The organism is Brevibacterium sp. CFH 10365 (assembly GCF_009299785.1).
Taxonomy (GTDB): domain Bacteria; phylum Actinomycetota; class Actinomycetes; order Actinomycetales; family Brevibacteriaceae; genus Brevibacterium; species Brevibacterium limosum.
On the sequence record NZ_VIGO01000002.1, the window covers coordinates 297,107 to 315,287 of the forward strand.

Here is an 18,181-nt window from a genome sequence, read left to right on the forward strand (position 1 = left end):
GCCTCCTACCTCGGATACGTCTTCCCCTACGATCCGAAAGGAGGTGCTGACCACATGATAGTCGATGTTCGTCGTGCAGCCAAGCATCAAAGACGCTGGTGGCGTCGGGTGTCTGCAGGTGGCCGGCGATCGGCGTTACGGTGGGCACATGACCGACGATCACATTGCCGAGGACGCATCGCCCCGGACCATCCGCATGTTCCCCGACTATGCGGATACGGTGCTGTGGGTCCGCGAGCCGATCGACTACGAGGACACGGGACTGTCCGACGGTCTGGTCGCGGAGCTGGAGGCATGGGAGCAGTTCTACTACGACTCGCTCGATCCTGATTTCACATGGGTGTCCAACGCGGCCGTTCGCGCCTACAGCGCAGTCGGCACGCGGCTGGCACATCGTGTCGCCGACGAAGTGGGGCCTCAGTTCATCGTCGAGTTCGCCTCGCGTACAGAGAGTACAGAGATCGTCCGGGCACGATCAGATCATCGGGCATCCAACTCCGGAGCAGAGTCGGCCTTCACACAGCTGTTCGACGAGGTCGAGGCCGAGGAACGTGAAGCTGCCGAGTTCATCAGGAACAATCCGGGCGGAGAGTGGGTCGCCTACGCTCCGCTGTCGGGCACCGTCTTCAAGCCGAATCCGAGCCGGCAGGCCGAGACGGCGTCCGATGAGGACTGACGACGGCGCGACATCGATCGGACGGTGTCAGTGGTTGATGGTGCCCCCGGTCGGACTTGAACCGACGGCCAAGGAATTATGAGTTCCCTGCTCTAACCAGCTGAGCTACGGGGGCCGGCCGAGACAACATTAGCACCATCGGTGTCCGCTTCCCCATTCTGATCACACGCGCATTCTGTAAAGCCGTGGCGCGCGGACTCGACGGTCTCAGGCCTGCAGCTTCGCCGTCGCGGTGAGGGGAGCGACACGAGTGAGAACGCTGCGTGCGGCGTCGACGCAGGTGTAGCGGTCGGTCGTGATGTAGACGTCGAAGACGGTCTGTCCGTCGCTGCCAGGATCGCTGCGTTTCGACGCCGCGACCATGCCCGACCAGTCCGGTCCGACCACGACGACCCCGTGTTCATTGCGCATGGGATCGGAGGCATCGACGAGTCCGGTGCGCACTCCGGGAATCGGCGGTCCGTCGAATCCGCCGGAGAACATAGCGGTCAGCCCCACAGTGTCCCGGATCTTCTCGTACCTCAGTCGTGTCGCCTCGGAGAACCCGTCGTCCTCTCCGAACACACCGAGGGTGATCGTCGCGGTTCCCGAGGCCAGAGCACGTTCTTCCAGAGCCGCGATCTGGGCGATGAGCAGTTCGCGGTTCATCACCAGCGGTTCACGTCGCAGCCCCTGCGAGATCGAGTACGGAGTGCCCAATGCCGGCAGATTGCGTGAGTAATGGGAGACGAGAGCGTCCTCGCTCGGTTCGGAGAACGACTGCGGCTGTTTCGTGGCCTCACCGAAGTAGGGTCCGGACATGAATCGCGCCCCCAGTGCTCGCACACGGTCCAGATCGTCTTCGGTCTCGACGCCGTCGGCGAGGATGACCGCTCCTGTGCGTTCGAGGTGGGCATGCAGCAGACGATTGAGCTCGGCCAGATGAGAGTCGCAGTCGATGCGCAGAACGTCCGGATGGAGCCCGACGACGGAGGGGTTGACCAGAGGGACGAAGGACGTGCTGCGCAGGTCGGCACCGACCGATGACATGCCCACTCCCCACCCCAGGGCGCGAGCCGAGCGCACAGAACGCAGCACCGAAGCCGGGGACGAGGCGACCCGATTGGCATCGAGCTGCAAGATGACCGAACGGTCGGGTTCCCCTGTGCGATCCTCGAGAGTCGCAAAGGATTCGGATTCGGAGCGGAGGAACAGGCGATTCGACTTCGGCAGCCCGGCACCCTCTGCGGTGCGCAGAGCCGAATCCCGCAGAGAGGCGTCGATATCACCGGTGATCGTCGAGGCACGCATGGCGTGGCGCAGGTTCTCCGACTCGGCGCGGCCCAGCTCCGGATCACCGGTGGGAGCCTGCAGAATCTGATGGCCGACCCGCTGGAAGGTCAGTACGTCGACGACGGGGGCGAAATAGGTTTCGATCCCGCCCGAGCGCACGAGTTCCTCGAGCGCGAGCTCGTCATCGGGTACGGCCTCGACCACTGTGTTTCCTTCCATGGGCTGATGTGCGTTCACAGTCTTCCATATTCGGACACAGCCGATTGTCTAAAATCCGTAACATTATTGCGCTGACAGCTGAGGATGATCTTTCCTCTGACGGGCGCGCCGCGATCGGCGGCTCAAGCGCGGCGGGGACCGCCTCGGCGGACTTCGATGAGGCCGACGACTCCGGCGAGGACGACAACGACGACGATCGCGGCGAACGCCCCGACCATCCCCCAATGCCAATCGCTCACAGCGGTGATCGAGAACGCCAGGGCAGTCATGATCGCCAGCCCCATCGAGGTGCCGATGCGCTGACCGGTCTGGAGCACTCCTCCGGAGGATCCGGCGTATCGCAGCGGGACTTCCTGCAGGGTCAGGGTCTGGTTGGGGCTGATGACCATGCCCTGAGCGGTGCCGATGAACGCCAATGTGAGCAGCATCCACCACTCGCTGCCGATGCCTCTGGACAGCAGCGCGACGACGCCGATCGTGGCCAGCAGGCCGACGAGGCAGAGGGCGATCCCCCACACCACGAGGCGGCGCCCGACCTGGAAGACGAACCGTCCGGACACGTCGGCGGAGACGGCTGAGCACAGTGCGGCCGGCAGACCGATCATGCCCGCGGCCAGAGCCGTATGCCCCAGGCCCTGCTGCATGTACATGGCGACGAGGACCCAGACGCTGGTGACGCCGAGGAAGTAGAGGGCGATGATGATCGAGCCATTGCTGAAGCTGCGGATGCGGAAGAGGTCGAGATCGACCATCGGCGGCCGGCCCATGCGCGCATAGCGGCGTTCCCACCGCATCCACAGCCAGATCGCACCGACGCCGAGCGGGAGGGAGAGCCAGATGAACCAGCCCAGCGATGATTCGACGAAGGGCAGGAGGATGAGGAGCACACCGACACCGAGGAGGACCACTCCCACAGGGTCGAGGTCCTTGTCGTCATCGGCGTTCTTCGCTCCCTGGTCGACAGCGGGTCGCCAGGCGCCGCTCGGCAGCCAGGCCCGGGCGAGGACGAGAGAGGCGATGGCGAAGGGCACATTGACCAGGAAGGTCGCCCTCCAGCCGAGGTCACTGCCGAACAGGGCGATGAGGGCTCCGCCGAGCACCGGACCGATCGCCACAGACAGACCGACAGTGGTGCCCATCAGCCCGAATGCACGACCGCGCGGCGGGCCCTGGAAGTACTGCTGCAGCAGCCCCACGACCTGCGGGTTGAGGAAACCCGAGCCCAGTCCCATGGCCACTCGGGAGATGTTGAGTGTCAGCGGGTCCGGGGCGACTCCGGCAACCAGCGAGGACAGACCGAAGAGACCCACACCGATGACGAACAGCTGGCCGCGCCCGAAGACGTCACCGGCTCGTCCGGCTGCGACGAGGACGACGCCGAAGGACAGCGCATACCCGGTGAGAACCCATTGCAGAGCCGAGGTGGAGGCGTCGATATCGGCGGCGATGGAGGGGAGGACGACGTTGATGCTGGAGACCGAGAGCAGCGACATGAAGAGGGGAACGAGGCCGATGATGAGGATGCGCTTCTGCATCTGCGTCATCTTCGTGCTCTCGCTCACTCGGTCTCCCCTGTTAGGCGTCGTCTCTGACTGGTCTCATCATACGGTTGCAGAGGATTCCGTGGGCCTTCAGCTCAGCGCTCGCCGGCGGGCACCCATCCGAGAGCCGGTGCGACGTACTTTGCGAAGGACTCGAGGACGTGCAGATTGCAGTCGACTCCCAGTTGGCTAGGGATCGTGAGCATGAGGGTATCGGCGGCCGCGATCGCCGCATCGGCCTTGAGCTCTTCGATCAGTGTGTCCGGTTCACCCGCATAGGTGCGACCGAAGGTCGAGCGAGTGTCATCGATGATTCCGATCTGGTCTCCCTGTCCGGCTCCGCGTCGCCCGAAGTAGAGGTCGTCGAGGTCGGTGGTGATCGGGAAGATGCTGCGGCTGACGGAGACCCGCGGCGTCCACTCATGCCCGGAGTCGCTCCATGCCTGTCGGTACCTGGCGATCTGTTCGGCCTGGAGGTCACCGAATGCGGTTCGATTCGCAGCCGCGCACCGGGACCGAACTGCTGCGGATCGGCTGGGGCGAGCTCCTCGCCGCGGATGGCGCGGAGGAAGCGGTCGAACTTCTCTCGGGCCATGTTCGCGGCTTTGGACTCGGTGGGATCGTCGTATCCGAAGGCCTCCCAGGCGCGCAGCGCCGGCTCCGGAGAGCCGCGGCTGACGCCCAATGCCACTCTCTGGTCAGAGAGCAGATCGAGGGTGGCGGCCTCCTCGGCGAGGTAGAGCGGTTTCTCATACGTCAGTCCGTCATCTCGTTGAGGATCCGAGCGGCGACCATGTGCTGGATAGCTCGACAGCGTCGATGTTGGTGAACCAGGCAGTCAGTTGGATGCATGATCGTTGTCAGCGACGTCGCGTAATGCGGACAGACCCGCGGCGACGGCGGGGTGGTCCACGCTGCCTCGTCGGACGCTCATCATGATCTGCCGCGCAGGAGCCGACCGGCCTATCAGCGGCACTCGCACGACAGTGTGTGAGGCGGGAACGGGAACGATACGCGGGAGCAGACACACGCCGAGCCCCGCGGCGACGAGAGCTGAGACGGCGAACCATTCTTTGGCTTCGTGCGTAACCTGTGGTGTGAATCCGGAGGCGGCGCAGGCCACGGACAGGAGGGTGTAGCTGTCGTTGTCGTGACGCTTGACGATCCAGGACTCCTCGGCAGCATCGGCAAGGTCTACTCCCCGGGACCCGGCGAGCTCGTGGTCGACGGGCACGAGGAGGTCCTGCGGGTCGGTGAGCACAGGCTGCTGCTCGAAGCGCGCGTCGGTCGGCGGTGGCGCATCGGGAGTCGGAAGGACCAGCGCGATGTCGGCCTCGTCGGACAGTAGAAGCCGGTAGCAGTCACTGCTTTCTTCTTCTCGAAGCAGGACCTGTAGGTGGGGATGCCGAGCTTCCAAACAGGTGGTCGCCGGAGCCGCCAATGCGGCAATCGCCGATGAGACACCGCAAACGCGCAGCAGGCCATTGACTCTTTCGGTGCTGGCGGCAAGTTCGGCCCGGGCCTGTTCCCACTGCCCCTGGATAGTCTGCACGTGCCCGAGCAGGATGTGCGCGGCCGGGGTGAGGTGGACACGTCGCCCTTGACGTTCGAGGAGTTCAGTATCGAGATCGTGGGCGAGCTGACCGATCTGCTGGGACACGGCCGAGGGCGTGAAGTTGAGGGCCTTCGCCGCTGCCGTGACGGTCCCGTGCTCGGCCACGGCAGCCAGAGCGTTCAACCTGCGGAGGTCAATCATGTAGTGATTCTAGACGATTCCCTTCAGAAAGGATCGCTGGACCTACCCGAACCGTGCTATCCACACTGGACGTATGAGCAGATTTCCCGCTCCGTTGCTGGTGCTGTGCAGCGTGCTGAGCGTTCAGTTCGGCCAGGCGACCGGCAAAAGCCTTTTCGGGTCAATCGGGCCCGGTGGCGTGGTCGCCTTACGGCTCGGTCTGGCCGCCCTCGTCCTGCTGCTGATCTTTCGCCCTGCCCTGCCGCGGGGTCGCACGAACGTGGCCCTGGTAATCGGTTTCGGCACCGCGATCGCAGGAATGAACCTCGTGTATCCGGCGATGCAGTACTTGCCGCTCGGGCTGGCGACATCACTGCAGCTGCTCGGACCAATCACGCTTGCCCTGCTTACTTCTCGCCGCCTGCTCGATGTCGGGCTTGCCGCCCTCGCCGTCCTCGGCGTCTGGCTGTTCCACTCCCCGACGGGAGCACACTACGAGCTGCCAGGCATTCTGCTGGCCCTGGCGTCCGGGGCGTCGATGGCCGCGTATCTTCTGTTGAGCCGACGAGCCGGAGCCAGCACAATCATGGCTAGCCCTTTGGTCTGGGCGGTCACCTGGGCTGCTGTGCTGACCGTACCCATCGGCATTACCGCAAGCGGGACAGCCTTACTCGACGCCCGGGTGCTGGGCGTCGGCCTGATCGTGGCCGTCCTGGCTGCGGTACTGCCCTACTCGCTTGAACTGGTGGCCTTGCGCCGTATTCCGCCGCGGCTCGTCGGGATCCTCCAGAGCCTCGAGCCCGCTGCGGCCGGGCTTGCCGGCGCGATAATTCTGACCGAGCACCTGAGTGCACCGCAGTGGCTCGCACTCGTCTGCGTCGGCGCTGCCAGCGCCGGGACCGTTGCCGGTCAGCGACGCCGGCGACCTCCGGTATCCGATCGAGGCAGCCGCGATATGGCCCCCAGATGGGAAGGTAAGTCCGATGACCGTTGAGCTCCTCCTCGCCTTCACAGGCGTGGCCCTCCTGGCCTACATCACTCCGGGCCCAGACTGGTTCGTCGTCATGCGACACGCGACCACGGACCATCGCACCGGAATAATCTCAGCCCTCGGCGTCCAGTCCGGGCTAGCCGTGCATATGAGTGCAGCAGCGCTCGGCGTTGCCTCGCTCGTGCTGGCCAGCACGACGGCCTTCACCGTCCTAAAGATCGCCGGAGCTGCCTACCTCGTATATCTCGGCATTCAGGCGCTCGTGCATGCACGTCACACCGCACATGGGACCGAAAAGCACCGCCTGGACGTCGACTCGAAACGGAGCCGGTCAGGCGTGTACGGGCAGTCGCTACTGGCCAATGTGCTCAACCCGAAGGCAGCGCTGTTCTTCATAGCCGTCTTGCCTCAATTCCTTGTTGCCGGCGCACCTATGTTGCCGCAGGTGCTTCTGTTGGGGGCACTAGACATCCTGCTCGGCTTCGTCTGGTGGATCTGCTTCGTCTTCGGACTCGCTCACATCACGCGTCTGCTGAGCAACAGGACATCGCGTGTCGTGATGGACCGCGTCTCCGGCGTCGCACTCATCGTCCTTGGAGGAGCATTGGCACTGACGAACCGGCCGTGACGACCGTTCCCGAACACGTTTGCTGAGTCGACACCCCCGCCACTTGCGCGATCCTGACGGAGGTTGCCAGGTGCCAAAGATGATAGGTCCTAATCATCAGTCCGGAGCGACGAGAAATCCCGGCGTTATGAACCCGAGATCTGCTAGCGCATATCGATGACCCCGGTGCCGACCTCGATCGTGCGGGTCCTCGCGGCGATCGTCGACAACAGCGGAATCGGCGAGGCAGCCTGAGGTGCGAAATGGTGGACACGGAAGTAGGCGCCGTTGATGCCGAGCTCGTCGGCGCCGACGGAGATCTCCACGGCGCCCCGCAGCATCTGCCCGGCGTTCAGTTTGCCTTCTGGGTCATAGTGTCCGAAGCTCAAGAATCCGAAAGACTTCATGCCGGATCAACCTGCATCGTGTGACACCTATTCCCCACCACAGCAGAGGTGCCTCGGCCTGGGGCCCTGCGGCCACGAGAAAGGCCCCGTCCGATCGGACGGGGCCTTGGCTGCTCCCCCGGCTGGGCTCGAACCAGCGACCCTTCGATTAACAGTCGAATGCTCTGCCAACTGAGCTACGGAGGACTGCCGCAGTTTCCTGCGGACGTGCTCTCCAGCTTAGCAAACCTCCCGGCCTGCGAACAAAATGGCGCAGAGTGCTTTAGCTCACAGAATTCAGGGTTTCCCCACTCGTCGCCGCAGGGTTGCCTTACAGTCAGGACAAACACAGTCCACAGCCATCTTCGCCGCCGTCGTGCACGATAGACTCGAAGCGATCCGCTCCCCACATCTGCACCGTCGACACCGGAAGACTCATCGTGACCATAGTGGCAATCGCCCTCGCCGTCCTGGCGGCTGTGGCACTGGCCTATGGCGCCCTGTATCAGCACGACGCGGTGGCGGGTCAGGATGACTCTCACAACGGACTCAGCTGGGCGCATTTCGCCGAGCTGCTGCGCAACCGCCGGTGGCTCGTCGGCCTGATGATCCTCGGTTTGGGAACGGCAGGGAATTTCGTCGCCCTGGCCCTGGCGCCGGTGATGGTGGTCCAGCCGATCGGGGCGTTCTCACTCATCGTCTCCGTGCTGCTCGGGGTGCGTCACCGCGGACTCAAGGTCAACAGGCGGCTCGTCCAGTCCGTCATCTGGTGCACCGCCGGTGTGACGCTCTTCGTCGCGCTCTCGGCCACGACCGCGCAGTCCGAGGTCCACCTCGGTGCCGATGCGCTGCCGCTGTTCTGGATCACCGCCGTCGCCGTCGTCGTCGGCCTGGTAATCATGCTGGCCTTCCGACATGCCCCGCAGCTCGTGCTCATCATCGCCGCCGGACTGCTCTTCGCCTGTGTGGCGACGAACGCCCACCTCGTCAGCGTCCAGTTCCTCCAGGCCGGGCTCGATCAGGTCACCTGGATCAATGTCGCCGCACTGCTGGCGGGCGTGGCGCTGGGGTCCTGGTTCGTCCAGAATGCCTATGCGGCAGGGCCTCCTGAGATGGTCATCGCCGGGCTGACCGTCATCGACCCGATCGGCGCCGTCATCCTCGGCACCATCGTCCTCGGCGAGGCGGCCCACTCCCCCGTCTGGCTGATCGTGCTCATCACGCTCACCGGATTGGTCGCCTGCGCGGCCGTCGTTGTATTGTCGCGGTATCACCCCGATGTCAGAGATCGAGAAGCTCAGCGCAGGGACGCCCGCCGTTCCGACACCATGACCGACACCGAGGAGAGCTGAATCCTGTCTGCGCACCGTCCCACTCAGAAACGCCGAATCCTCATTCCGGCGGAGACGTACGCCCCCGAAGTCAACGGTGCCGCGAAGTTCGCCGAACGGTTGGCCGAAGGACTCGCCGACCGCGGCAATGACGTCCACGTCGCCTGCCCCTCAGCGACGGGCAAGCCCTCGGTCAGCGTGGAGAACGGAGTCACCGTTCACCGCCTCACCGCCCACCGGTGGCCTCTGCACCCGACCTGGATGATCTGCATGCCGTGGGAGACGAAGCCCGAGCTCTCGCGACTCCTCGACAGCGTCCGCCCCGATGTCGTGCATACTCAAGCCCATTTCGTCATCGGCCGTTACGCGTTCTCCGAATCGATCCGGCGCGGAATCCCCGTCGTGGCCACGAACCATTTCATGCCGGACAACGTCCGCCCCTACCTCAAGGCCCCGAAGGCGGTTCTCGACGGCGGCACCGCCATCGCCTGGTGGGACCTGCGCCGGAAGTTCCAGTCCGCCGATTTCATCACGGTCCCCACCCAGCTGGCCGCCGATCTGCTCACCGAGAACGGATTCTCCTCCCCCATCCGGGCGGTGTCCTGCGGGATCGACCTGCAGCGCTTCGCTCATCTGCGTGAACTCGACTGCGCCGAGTCACGGTCCATTCCCCCGCGCGTCCTCTTCGTCGGACGCCTCTCCTCGGAGAAGCATGCCGCCGACATCGTCGAGGCCGTGGCGAAGACCGATCCGGAGCTGGGACTCGAAGCCGATATCGTCGGCGGCGGTGACCAGGAGGAGCCGCTGAAGCAGCTGGCGTCCGAACTCGGCATCGCCGATCGTGTGCATGTGCTCGGAAAGATCAGCGACAAGGCTCTGATGGAGGCTTACCAGCGCTGCACCTTCTTCTGCATGCCCTCGACCGCCGAACTGCAGTCGATCGCCACCCTCGAGGCGCTGGCCTCCCGCAAGCCCGTGGTGCTTGCCGACGCGGTGGCGCTGCCGCACCTCGTCCGCGACGGCGTCAACGGGTATCTGTTCCCGCCGCGCGATATCGACGCGTTGGCCGATCGCTTCACCCGCATCTGTCGAATGCCCGATGCCGAACTCGATGACATGTCGAAGGCGTCACTCGACGTCGTGGCCAAACACGATATCGAATACACCCTCGACACCTTCGAAGCGATCTACGACGGAGTCATCCGAGACGCCATCGACTCATCGGCGGCCTGAGGGCGCAACGGCCTCACGAATCCGCAGGCGCGACGAAGACCATCGGTGCCGTCGACATTCGAGCGAAGTCGACTCCGGAGATCATGTCATCGACGGACTTCCACCTACCGCCGACGTCGCCGAAACCCAGTGACTGCTGCATCCAGGCGAAGAAGTCCGGGACAGCCCACCCGAGGCTGCGCAGCTGCTGATAGGTCACCGCTCCATCGCGCTTGGCCAGTCGCTGACCGCTCTCGTTGAGCACCAGCGGGACATGCAGCCAGCCCGGCTGGGGCAGTCCCAACAGCTCGGCCAGATAGGCCTGACGAGGCGCTGAGGAAGCGAGATCGTCCCCGCGCAGGATCTCGTCGATTCCGCTCGCTGCGTCATCGACGACGACGGTGAGGTTGTAGGCGAAGACACCGTCACCTCGTCTCAGCACGAGATCATCAACGACGGCCGACACCCGACCGAGCAGCACATCGTCGACCGAGTGCTCTCGATTGTCCGCGCGCAGACGCAGAGCCGGCTGCCTGTTGTTCGCCTCCAGTCTCCGTCGGCCCGCCTCCCGTTCATCCTCGCCGAGGCTGCGGCAGGTCCCGGGATACGCCCCGGGTGGTGCGTGCGGTGCGCTCGGCGCCTGGGCGATGTCCTTGCGTGAGCAATAGCATTCGTAGACGAGCCCGTCCGCCGCCAGCTTCGCAATCGCGGCCGAGTATTCCTCGGCGCGTCCGGATTGGACCACAGGCGGCTCATCGGGAGTGACTCCGAGTTCGGCGAAGATTTCGAGCTGTGAGTCGGCCGCTCCGGCCTTCACCCGGTCGAGGTCTTCGATCCTCCACAGGAACCGTCGGCCCGTCTGCCGGGCTCGCACATAGCTGAGCAGTCCGGAGCGGATGTTGCCGATGTGGAGGTCACCGCTCGGGCTCGGAGCGAATCGGCCGGCGCCGACAGCTGCGTCGGATCCGGTCACTGACGGGCCACGAGATCGCCGTACTGCGGGAAGCGTTCGAGGTAGTCCTGCACATAGGAACAGGTCGGCACGATGGACGTCCCGTCCGCCCGGAGGAGGTCGAGCACCTGCGTGACGAGGGTACGGGCGAAGCCGCGTCTGGAGAAGTCTTCGGAGATGATCGTGTGCTGCAGCTCCACGGTGTCCTCATCGATGACCTGGTAGGCGAGGAACCCGATGAACTCCCCCGGGGTCTCATCGGTGAACAGTTCGTACCGTTCGCGGTCGAGGTTCTTCACGACTCTGACCGGTGTGGGGCTGAGCTGAGGCTCTGGCATTGGTGCACTCCTTCATGGCCGACTCCTAAGTGAACGATACATGGTGTCGCGTGGCCCGACCGGCGACAGCCGGGCCCGCGACGACCATCGGGATCAGTCGACGATCGCCGTGGTCAGCGCCTCGCCTTCGATGTCGGCGGTGGTCTTGCGCTGAAGCCGGGCCTCGAGCCAGCGAGCGAACCCGGCGACGATCATATTGATGATGATGAACAGGGCCGCACCGACGATGAACGTCGGCAGCAGGTTGTTGTACTCACGGCCGATGAGGTTCACCTGGTAGAGCAGGTCCTGATAGGTGACGATGAAGCCCAGCGCCGAGTCCTTCAGCAGCACGACGATCTGAGCGATGATCGTCGGCATCATCGCACGCAGCGCCTGCGGCATGAGCACCAAGCTCATCACCTGACCCGACCGCAGCCCGATCGCCATGGCCGCTTCACGCTGACCGGTGGGCACGGCGAGGATGCCGGCGCGGATGATCTCGGCCAGCACCATTCCGTTGTAGAGGGTCAGACCGAAGACGACGGACCAGAAGGGACCGATATCGTTGCCGAACAGAAGGAACATCGCGAAGATGAGCAGCAGCACGGGCACGCCGCGGAAGAACTCGAGGACGATCGTTCCGGGAACCGAGACGACCTTCCTGCTCGACAGCCTCAGGAGGGCGAAGACCACTCCGACCACCATCGCGAGGACCGATGCCACGACCGCCACCTTGAGGGTGGCGAGCATGCCTTGGAGCAGCACCGTCTGGATCTGGGCGAAGGTGAATGGGTACCACTTCTCGGGTTCGAGCTGACCGGCATCGGCGAACTTCCAGATCACAAAGGCCACGAGTGCCAGCAGAACGATCAGTGACACGATCGAGAGGATGATGTTGTTCCGCCGCGACTTCGGGCCCGGTTCGTCGAACAGGACTTGGGTCGGTGCGCTCATCGCAGAATCACCAGCTTCTTCTCCAGGTAGTCGAAGACACGGCCGAGCAGCAGAGCCAGGATCAGATAGGCCAGCGCTGTGCCGAAGAGCAGCGGGATGACGAGGTCACCACGGATTTCGATGGCGTTGCGCATCGCGGAAATGAGCTCTCGGTTGTTGAACGCGGAGGCGATCGACGTGTTCTTGAGCATCGCGATGATCACGCTGCCCAGTGGCGGGATGACCGTGCGGAATGCCTGGGGCAGAACCACTTCGCTCAAGGTCTGACCGAAGCTCAGGCCCACGGCGCGGGCGGCTTCGGCCTGTCCGACGGGAATCGTGGCGATTCCGGACTTCAACGTCTCCGCAACAAAGCATGCGGTGTAGGCGATGAGCGCGATCGTGGCGTAGACGAAGGAGTTGAACGAACTGGTCGACCCGAAGCGGATGTCGAGGAACGGCAGTCCGAACGCGCAGAAGAACATCACCAGAGTCAGCGGTGTGTTCCGGACGACGTTGATGTACGTCGATGCCGCGATGCGCAGCACCGGGGTCGGTGAGACCCGCATGGCGGCGAGCACCGTGCCGAGGAGCATGGCTCCGACGAGGGCGACGGTGAAGAGTCTGATCGTTCCCCACGCACCGGAGAGGAACATCTGGAGAAGCTCCAGGTAATCCATGGCAGATTCCTTAATCGATGCGAGGGCACCGCATTCGGTGCCCTCGCATCATGTCAATCTGTGGACTGGGTCAGTAGCGGTCGACCTTGGGCATGTCGACATCATCGGTGGATCCGAGGGTGTATTCGAATGCCTTCTTCCAGTCGCCGTCGTCCATGCCCTTCTCCAGAGCATCGTTGACCGCGTCGCGCAGGGCCTTGTCGTCCTTGGGGAGACCGACACCGTAGGGCTCTTCGGTGAAGGGCTTGCCGACGACCTTGAACTCGCCTTCGTACTGCTTGGCATAGCCGCGCAGAATCGCATCGTCGGTGGTCACCGCGTCGACGGAGCCCGACTGCAGGTCGGTGACGCACTTCGAGTACGCATCGTAGGTGACGAGTTCGGCCTTCTTGTACTTGTCCTTGATGTTCTGAGCCGGGGTCGAACCGTCGACGGAGCAGACCTTCTTGCCTGCCAGATCGTCGGGACCGGCGATATCGGAGTCCTCGGCGACGAGCAGATCCTGACCTGCGACGTAGTACGGTCCGGCGAAGTCGACGACCTTCTTGCGCTCGTCGTTGATCGTGTAGGTGGCGACGACCATATCGACGTTGCCCTGCTGCAGGAACGGCTCACGGTTGGCCGAGACGGTTTCGGTGTACTTGATCTGGTCGGGCTTGAATCCGAGCTGTGCGGCGACCATCTTTGCGATCTCGATGTCGAAGCCCTCGGGCTGTTCCGAGCCCGCCGAGACATTGCCGAGACCCGGCTGGTCCTTCTTTACGCCGATGGTGATTTCGCCGGCGTCCTTCGCGGCCTTCCAGGTCTTCGAGTCGGCGATGTCCGCGCTTTCGTTCACCTTGTACTCGGGTGCTTCTGCCTTGGCTCCGTCGCCGTCGGCAGGTGCGTCCGGGGTTCCGCCCTGGCCGCAGCCGCTGAGTGCCAGCATTCCGATGGCGACCGAGGCGACCGCCAGTCTGAGCTTCTTCATTGTCTCTCCTTATGAGTGAGGTGGTGCGTTGTGAAAGCGGTGGTTTCAGTTGGTCAGGATCTTCGACAGGAAGTCCTTCGCTCGGGTGCTCTGAGGATTCGTGAAGAACTCCTCGGGTTCGGCGACTTCGACGATCTCCCCGTCGGCCATGAACACCACGCGGTGAGCGGCTTTGCGAGCGAAGCCCATCTCGTGGGTGACCACGACCATGGTCATGCCCTCTTCGGCCAGCCCGACCATGACGTCGAGGACCTCGTTGATCATCTCCGGGTCCAATGCCGAGGTGGGTTCGTCGAAGAGCATCACCTTCGGCTTCATCGCCAGGGACCGGGCGATCGCAACACGCTGCTGCTGACCGCCGGAGAGCTGGGCCGGATATTTGTCGGCTTGGTGGGCGACGCCGACCCGTTCGAGCAGAGCCATCGCCTGCTTGTCCGCGTCGGCCTTCGGGATCTTGCGCACTTTGATCGGTCCCAGAGTGACGTTCTCGAGGATCGTCTTATGGGCGAAGAGGTTGAAGGACTGGAACACCATGCCGACGTCGGAGCGCAGCTGAGCCAGAGCCGCCCCCTCGGCGGGCAGTTCCCTGCCGTCGATGGTGATGCTGCCGGAGGTGATGGTCTCCAGCCGGTTGATCGTCCGGCACAGGGTCGACTTGCCCGAACCGGACGGCCCGATGACGACGACGACCTCGCGCTCGGCGATATCGAGATTGACGTTCTTCAGTGCGTGGAAGTCGCCGTAGTGCTTCTCGACGCTCCTCAAGGACACCAATGGTCGTGATACAGCTCTCATATGATGTGATCCTAATGAATGCGGGCAGACAGAAGAACGTCACGCCCGGGGCAGACAGAACTGCAACCGACTTGTGACCTCGGACACGGCTCGACTGCAGTTCACGCCGAGTCGTGTTCGTCGCCTCAGGCGTCGGCCGTGTGAGCGAGCTTCTCGCCTTCCCTGCGCAGCTCGACCTTGCGGATCTTGCCCGACACCGTCATCGGGAACGACTCACGGACCTCGACATAGCGAGGGATCTTGAAGTGGGCGAGCTTGCCGGTGCAGAACTCGCGCACCTCTTCGGAGGTGAGCGAGTCGAATCCGTCCTTGAGGATCACCCATGCCATGAGCTCTTCGCCGTATTTCTCATCGGAGACGCCGACGACCTGGACGTCGCGGATCGCGGGGTGGTGGTAGAGGAACTCCTCGACCTCACGCGGGTAGATGTTCTCGCCTCCGCGGATGACCATGTCCTTGATCCGTCCGGAGATGTCGACGTAGCCGTCGTCGTCCATGATGGCCAGATCACCGGTGTGGATCCACCGGGCCGCATCGATGGTCTCGGCCGTCTTGTCCGGCTGCTCCCAGTAGCCGAGCATGACGGCGTAGCCCCGCGTGCAGAATTCGCCTTTCTGGCCACGCGGAACGGTCTGCCCGGTGACGGGGTCGGCGATCTTGATCTCCAGGTGCGGCATCACGCGCCCGACGGTCTCGGTGCGCTTCTGCAGCGAGTCGTCCACTCGCGTCATCATCGACACCGGGGCGGTCTCCGTCATTCCGTAGCAGATGGCGACCTCGGACATGTTCATATCGTCGATGACGCGACGCATCGTGTTGACCGGGCACGGCGATCCTGCCATGACGCCGGTGCGCAGAGTGGAGAAGTCGAATTCGGAGAACCGAGGGTGCTCGAGTTCGGCGATGAACATCGTCGGCACGCCGTAGAGGGAGGTGGCCTTCTCCTCGGTGACTGCCGCCATCGTCGCCACCGGGTCGAAGGCGGGTGCCGGCAGCACGACGGCGGAACCGTGGCTGAGCGCGGCGAGGTTGCCGATGACCATGCCGAAGCAGTGGTAGTACGGCACGGGAACGACGACGGTGTCTGCCGGGGTGTACGAGAGCATCTCGCCGATGAAGAAGCCGTTGTTGAGGATGTTGTGGTGGCTGAGTGTCACGCCCTTGGGGAAACCGGTCGTTCCGGAGGTGTATTGGATGTTGATCGGATCATCGGCCGAGAGGTCGTCGATGACCTGCTGCAGCCGCACCGCGTACTTCGCCCCGGCGTCCTCGAGCATCTCGCGTCCTTGCCCGATGAGATGGGCGAAGGACTCGTGCTCGCCCACAGTCACGTCGCCGAGGAGGTCTGCGGAGACGGTGTCGAGGAACACGAGATCGAGGGCGGGGACCTTGGCAGCCACTTCGGTGGCGATGGCGTGGAAGTCCGAGTGCGGAGGCGCGACGATCTGCGAGATCATCAGACTCATTCCGGACTGTTCGACGACGAATTCGAGTTCGTGGCTGCGGTAGGCGGGGTTGACGTTGACGAGGATCGCACCGATCTTCGCCGTGGCGTACTGGACGAGTGCCCATTCACCGACGTTCTGCGCCCAGATGCCGACTCGGTCACCCTTCTTCACTCCCCGTTCGAGGAGGCCGATGGCCAGTGCGTCGGTATCGCGATCGAACTCGGAGTAGGTCCACCTACGATCCGAATGCCGGTCGACCAATGCCAGCGCTTCGGGGTTCTTCGCTGCCGTGCGTTTGATGTGCTCGGCGATCGTGATCCCGAGCAGCGGTTCCGTCGATGTTCCCGACGAGTAGGACAATTCGGACACTGCGGTGTGCTCCCTTGCATGCCAATTTTCACTGTGACTGATTGCACACTATTCCGTCCCGGTCCCGCATGCAAAAGCTGGTGAGGAATTCGGCGCCCTCACCTGCGGCTTCGGGATCGACCTGCCCGACGGGAGCCGAGTGGGCAACGATTCCGCTCTCCACCAGGACAAGGGAATCGGCCAAGGCGGTGACGTCATCGAGGTCATGAGTGACAAGCAGTGCGGCGCGCCCCTTGAGCAGCCGGGCCAGCACCTGCCGGGTCTCGACTGCCACATCCACGTCGAGTGCAGCCAGCGGCTCGTCGAGCAGCAGCAGCTTCGGTTCGACGACGAGCGCACGTGCCAAAGCGATGCGGGCGGCCTGGCCTCCGGAGACGGCGTCCGGTCTGCGGTTCGCGCACTGTCCCACGCCGAGGCGGTCGAGCATCGCCTGCGCCCGTTCACGTGCGGCGCCGCGGGCCGAACCGTGAGCTCGCAGACCGAAGCCGACATTGTCGATGACGCTCAGGTGCGGGAACAGGAGGGGGTTCTGTGCGAGATGGACGATTCCGCGGTCGTGGACGGGCGGCCACAGCCCGGCGTCGATATCGAACACTGTGTCCTCCCCGATGCGCAGCCGCCCCGAATCAGGCAGCAGAGCGCCGGTGAGCACCTTGAGCAGGGTGGATTTTCCGGCGCCGTTGCGGCCGATGATCGCGGTGGTTCCAGGCAGTGCGGAGGTGAGATCCAGATCGACTCCGCGGGAGTTCAGCCGGACTTCGGCGCTGATGGTCTGCGCAGATCTCAACCGGTCCGCGGACCGCGTCCCTGGGCCCGTCTCTCCTCCACCTCGCGGTTTGCAGTCCACGGAGTGCGGGGCCGCCTCGGTGGGGGTGGGCGTCGGGGTGCTGTGCGGTGACCGCAGCCGGGGAGCGTGCGGGGACCGGTAGGCCAGGATGATGATGAGCACGGCGATGACGATGAGCAGGAGTGAGAGTCCGATGGCCGCCTGCGGGTCGGATTCGCGCACGAGGTAGATCTGCAGGGGCATCGTGCGGGTGACGCCGGACAGCGATCCGGCGAAGGTCAGCGTCGCCCCGAACTCTCCGAGAGAGCGTGCGAAGCACAGCACGGCTCCCGTGATGATTCCGTGTCTGAGCAGCGGCAGAGTGACCGTGAAGAACACGCGGTTGGGTTTCGCTCCGAGTTCTGCTGCGGTGAGTTCGTAGCGGCGCCCGAGCCCTGCGGTGGCGGTCTCGACGGACATGACCATGAACGGCAGGGAGACGAAGATCTGCGCCATGATCACCGCCGACGTGGTGTAGGCGAGGCTGAGCCCCACTGATTCGAGTCCCCCGCCGAGGATGGCCGACCGGCCCCAGGTGTAGAGCAGTGCGAGACCGCTGACCACCGGCGGCAGCACGAGGGGCAGCAGGATGAGGGTGCGCACGATGCGCTGGCCGGGGAACGGCCGGGTGGCGAGCAGGTACCCGAGGGGGAAGCCGATGAGGACGCTGATGAGCGCCGAGGTCACCGAGGTCAGCAGGGACAGCTGCATCGCCAGGCGGGACTCCTCGGCCGTGATCACGGCGAGCAGACTCTGCGGGTCGACTCGGGTGAGCATGCCGATGATCGGCAGGAGCAGGAACACGATGCCGATGACGGCGGGCAGCCACAGCCAGCCGGGAATGAGCGCATCCGCTGTGCGCCGCCTCGGTGAGCGTGTCGGGGGTGTCGCCGGTCGCGTCGGGGGTGGTGCGGGCAT

17 protein-coding genes, 2 tRNA genes and 1 pseudogene are annotated in these 18,181 nt (G+C 64.3%); 5 read left to right on the top strand and 15 right to left on the bottom strand.

Going from position 1 to position 18,181, the window contains the following annotated elements:
* The first annotated feature begins 148 nt into the window (after window positions 1-148).
* Window positions 149-676, top strand: coding sequence for a hypothetical protein (locus FHG09_RS04625; RefSeq protein ID WP_152346523.1), 528 nt, complete (start codon window positions 149-151; stop codon window positions 674-676).
* Between the two features lie 38 nt (window positions 677-714).
* On the opposite strand, the gene FHG09_RS04630 is transcribed toward FHG09_RS04625, so the two are convergent.
* From FHG09_RS04630 to FHG09_RS04650, 5 genes and pseudogenes are all read right to left on the bottom strand, one after another.
* Window positions 715-791 (bottom strand) — tRNA-Ile (locus FHG09_RS04630).
* Window positions 792-883: 92 nt separating this feature from the next.
* A complete protein-coding gene (locus FHG09_RS04635) occupies window positions 884-2,152 on the bottom strand; it encodes an EAL domain-containing protein (protein WP_227492542.1) in 1,269 nt (422 codons plus the stop codon).
* Window positions 2,153-2,289: 137 nt separating this feature from the next.
* Entirely contained in the window at window positions 2,290-3,711 is a 1,422-nt protein-coding gene (locus FHG09_RS04640; RefSeq protein WP_152346788.1) for an MFS transporter, read from the bottom strand.
* Between the two features lie 92 nt (window positions 3,712-3,803).
* Window positions 3,804-4,468, bottom strand: a pseudogene (locus FHG09_RS04645) (LLM class flavin-dependent oxidoreductase).
* Window positions 4,469-4,546: 78 nt separating this feature from the next.
* The gene (locus FHG09_RS04650) at window positions 4,547-5,464 is read right to left on the bottom strand and encodes a LysR family transcriptional regulator (RefSeq protein ID WP_152346525.1); all 918 of its coding nucleotides are present in this window, start codon (window positions 5,462-5,464) and stop codon (window positions 4,547-4,549) included.
* Between the two features lie 73 nt (window positions 5,465-5,537).
* Here FHG09_RS04650 and FHG09_RS04655 point away from each other — a divergent pair, with 73 nt between their 5' ends.
* Both FHG09_RS04655 and FHG09_RS04660 read left to right on the top strand, forming a co-directional pair.
* Complete coding sequence (locus FHG09_RS04655; RefSeq protein ID WP_152346526.1) at window positions 5,538-6,437, top strand: EamA family transporter; 900 nt, start codon at window positions 5,538-5,540, stop codon at window positions 6,435-6,437.
* Window positions 6,427-7,062 carry a LysE family translocator gene (locus FHG09_RS04660; protein ID WP_152346527.1) on the top strand — a complete coding sequence of 212 codons (636 nt, stop codon included), beginning with the start codon at window positions 6,427-6,429 and terminating at the stop codon, window positions 7,060-7,062. Before FHG09_RS04655 ends, FHG09_RS04660 begins: the two co-directional genes overlap by 11 nt.
* Before the next feature lie 143 nt (window positions 7,063-7,205).
* Here the strand turns inward: FHG09_RS04660 and FHG09_RS04665 are convergent, their stop codons facing one another.
* Window positions 7,206-7,448: an LLM class flavin-dependent oxidoreductase gene (locus FHG09_RS04665; RefSeq protein ID WP_152346528.1), complete on the bottom strand. Its 243-nt coding sequence runs from the start codon at window positions 7,446-7,448 to the stop codon at window positions 7,206-7,208.
* A 113-nt stretch (window positions 7,449-7,561) separates the two neighbouring features.
* Window positions 7,562-7,634: transfer RNA gene (locus FHG09_RS04670), tRNA-Asn, on the bottom strand.
* 233 nt (window positions 7,635-7,867) lie between these two features.
* Here FHG09_RS04670 and FHG09_RS04675 point away from each other — a divergent pair.
* A complete protein-coding gene (locus FHG09_RS04675; protein ID WP_227492544.1) occupies window positions 7,868-8,779 on the top strand; it encodes a DMT family transporter in 912 nt (303 codons plus the stop codon).
* Window positions 8,780-8,878: 99 nt separating this feature from the next.
* Window positions 8,879-9,991 (top strand): glycosyltransferase, encoded by a 1,113-nt coding sequence (locus FHG09_RS04680; RefSeq protein WP_264674059.1) that lies wholly within the window; start codon window positions 8,879-8,881, stop codon window positions 9,989-9,991.
* Between the two features lie 13 nt (window positions 9,992-10,004).
* Here FHG09_RS04680 and gluQRS read toward each other — a convergent pair whose 3' ends face one another.
* From gluQRS to FHG09_RS04720, 8 genes are all read right to left on the bottom strand, one after another.
* Window positions 10,005-10,943: a tRNA glutamyl-Q(34) synthetase GluQRS gene (gene gluQRS, locus FHG09_RS04685; RefSeq protein ID WP_152346530.1), complete on the bottom strand. Its 939-nt coding sequence runs from the start codon at window positions 10,941-10,943 to the stop codon at window positions 10,005-10,007.
* Window positions 10,940-11,260: a GNAT family N-acetyltransferase gene (locus FHG09_RS04690; protein WP_152346531.1), complete on the bottom strand. Its 321-nt coding sequence runs from the start codon at window positions 11,258-11,260 to the stop codon at window positions 10,940-10,942. Before FHG09_RS04690 ends, gluQRS begins: the two co-directional genes overlap by 4 nt.
* 93 nt (window positions 11,261-11,353) lie before the next feature.
* Window positions 11,354-12,196, bottom strand: coding sequence for an amino acid ABC transporter permease (locus tag FHG09_RS04695; protein ID WP_152346532.1), 843 nt, complete (start codon window positions 12,194-12,196; stop codon window positions 11,354-11,356).
* Window positions 12,193-12,855: an amino acid ABC transporter permease gene (locus FHG09_RS04700; RefSeq protein ID WP_152346533.1), complete on the bottom strand. Its 663-nt coding sequence runs from the start codon at window positions 12,853-12,855 to the stop codon at window positions 12,193-12,195. Before FHG09_RS04700 ends, FHG09_RS04695 begins: the two co-directional genes overlap by 4 nt.
* 70 nt (window positions 12,856-12,925) lie before the next feature.
* Window positions 12,926-13,825: a glutamate ABC transporter substrate-binding protein gene (locus FHG09_RS04705; RefSeq protein WP_152346534.1), complete on the bottom strand. Its 900-nt coding sequence runs from the start codon at window positions 13,823-13,825 to the stop codon at window positions 12,926-12,928.
* A 45-nt stretch (window positions 13,826-13,870) separates the two neighbouring features.
* Window positions 13,871-14,620 (bottom strand): amino acid ABC transporter ATP-binding protein, encoded by a 750-nt coding sequence (locus tag FHG09_RS04710; protein WP_152346535.1) that lies wholly within the window; start codon window positions 14,618-14,620, stop codon window positions 13,871-13,873.
* Between the two features lie 125 nt (window positions 14,621-14,745).
* The gene (locus FHG09_RS04715) at window positions 14,746-16,437 is read right to left on the bottom strand and encodes an AMP-binding protein (protein ID WP_152346536.1); all 1,692 of its coding nucleotides are present in this window, start codon (window positions 16,435-16,437) and stop codon (window positions 14,746-14,748) included.
* Between the two features lie 28 nt (window positions 16,438-16,465).
* Window positions 16,466-18,181 carry an ABC transporter permease gene (locus FHG09_RS04720; RefSeq protein WP_152346537.1) on the bottom strand — a complete coding sequence of 572 codons (1,716 nt, stop codon included), beginning with the start codon at window positions 18,179-18,181 and terminating at the stop codon, window positions 16,466-16,468.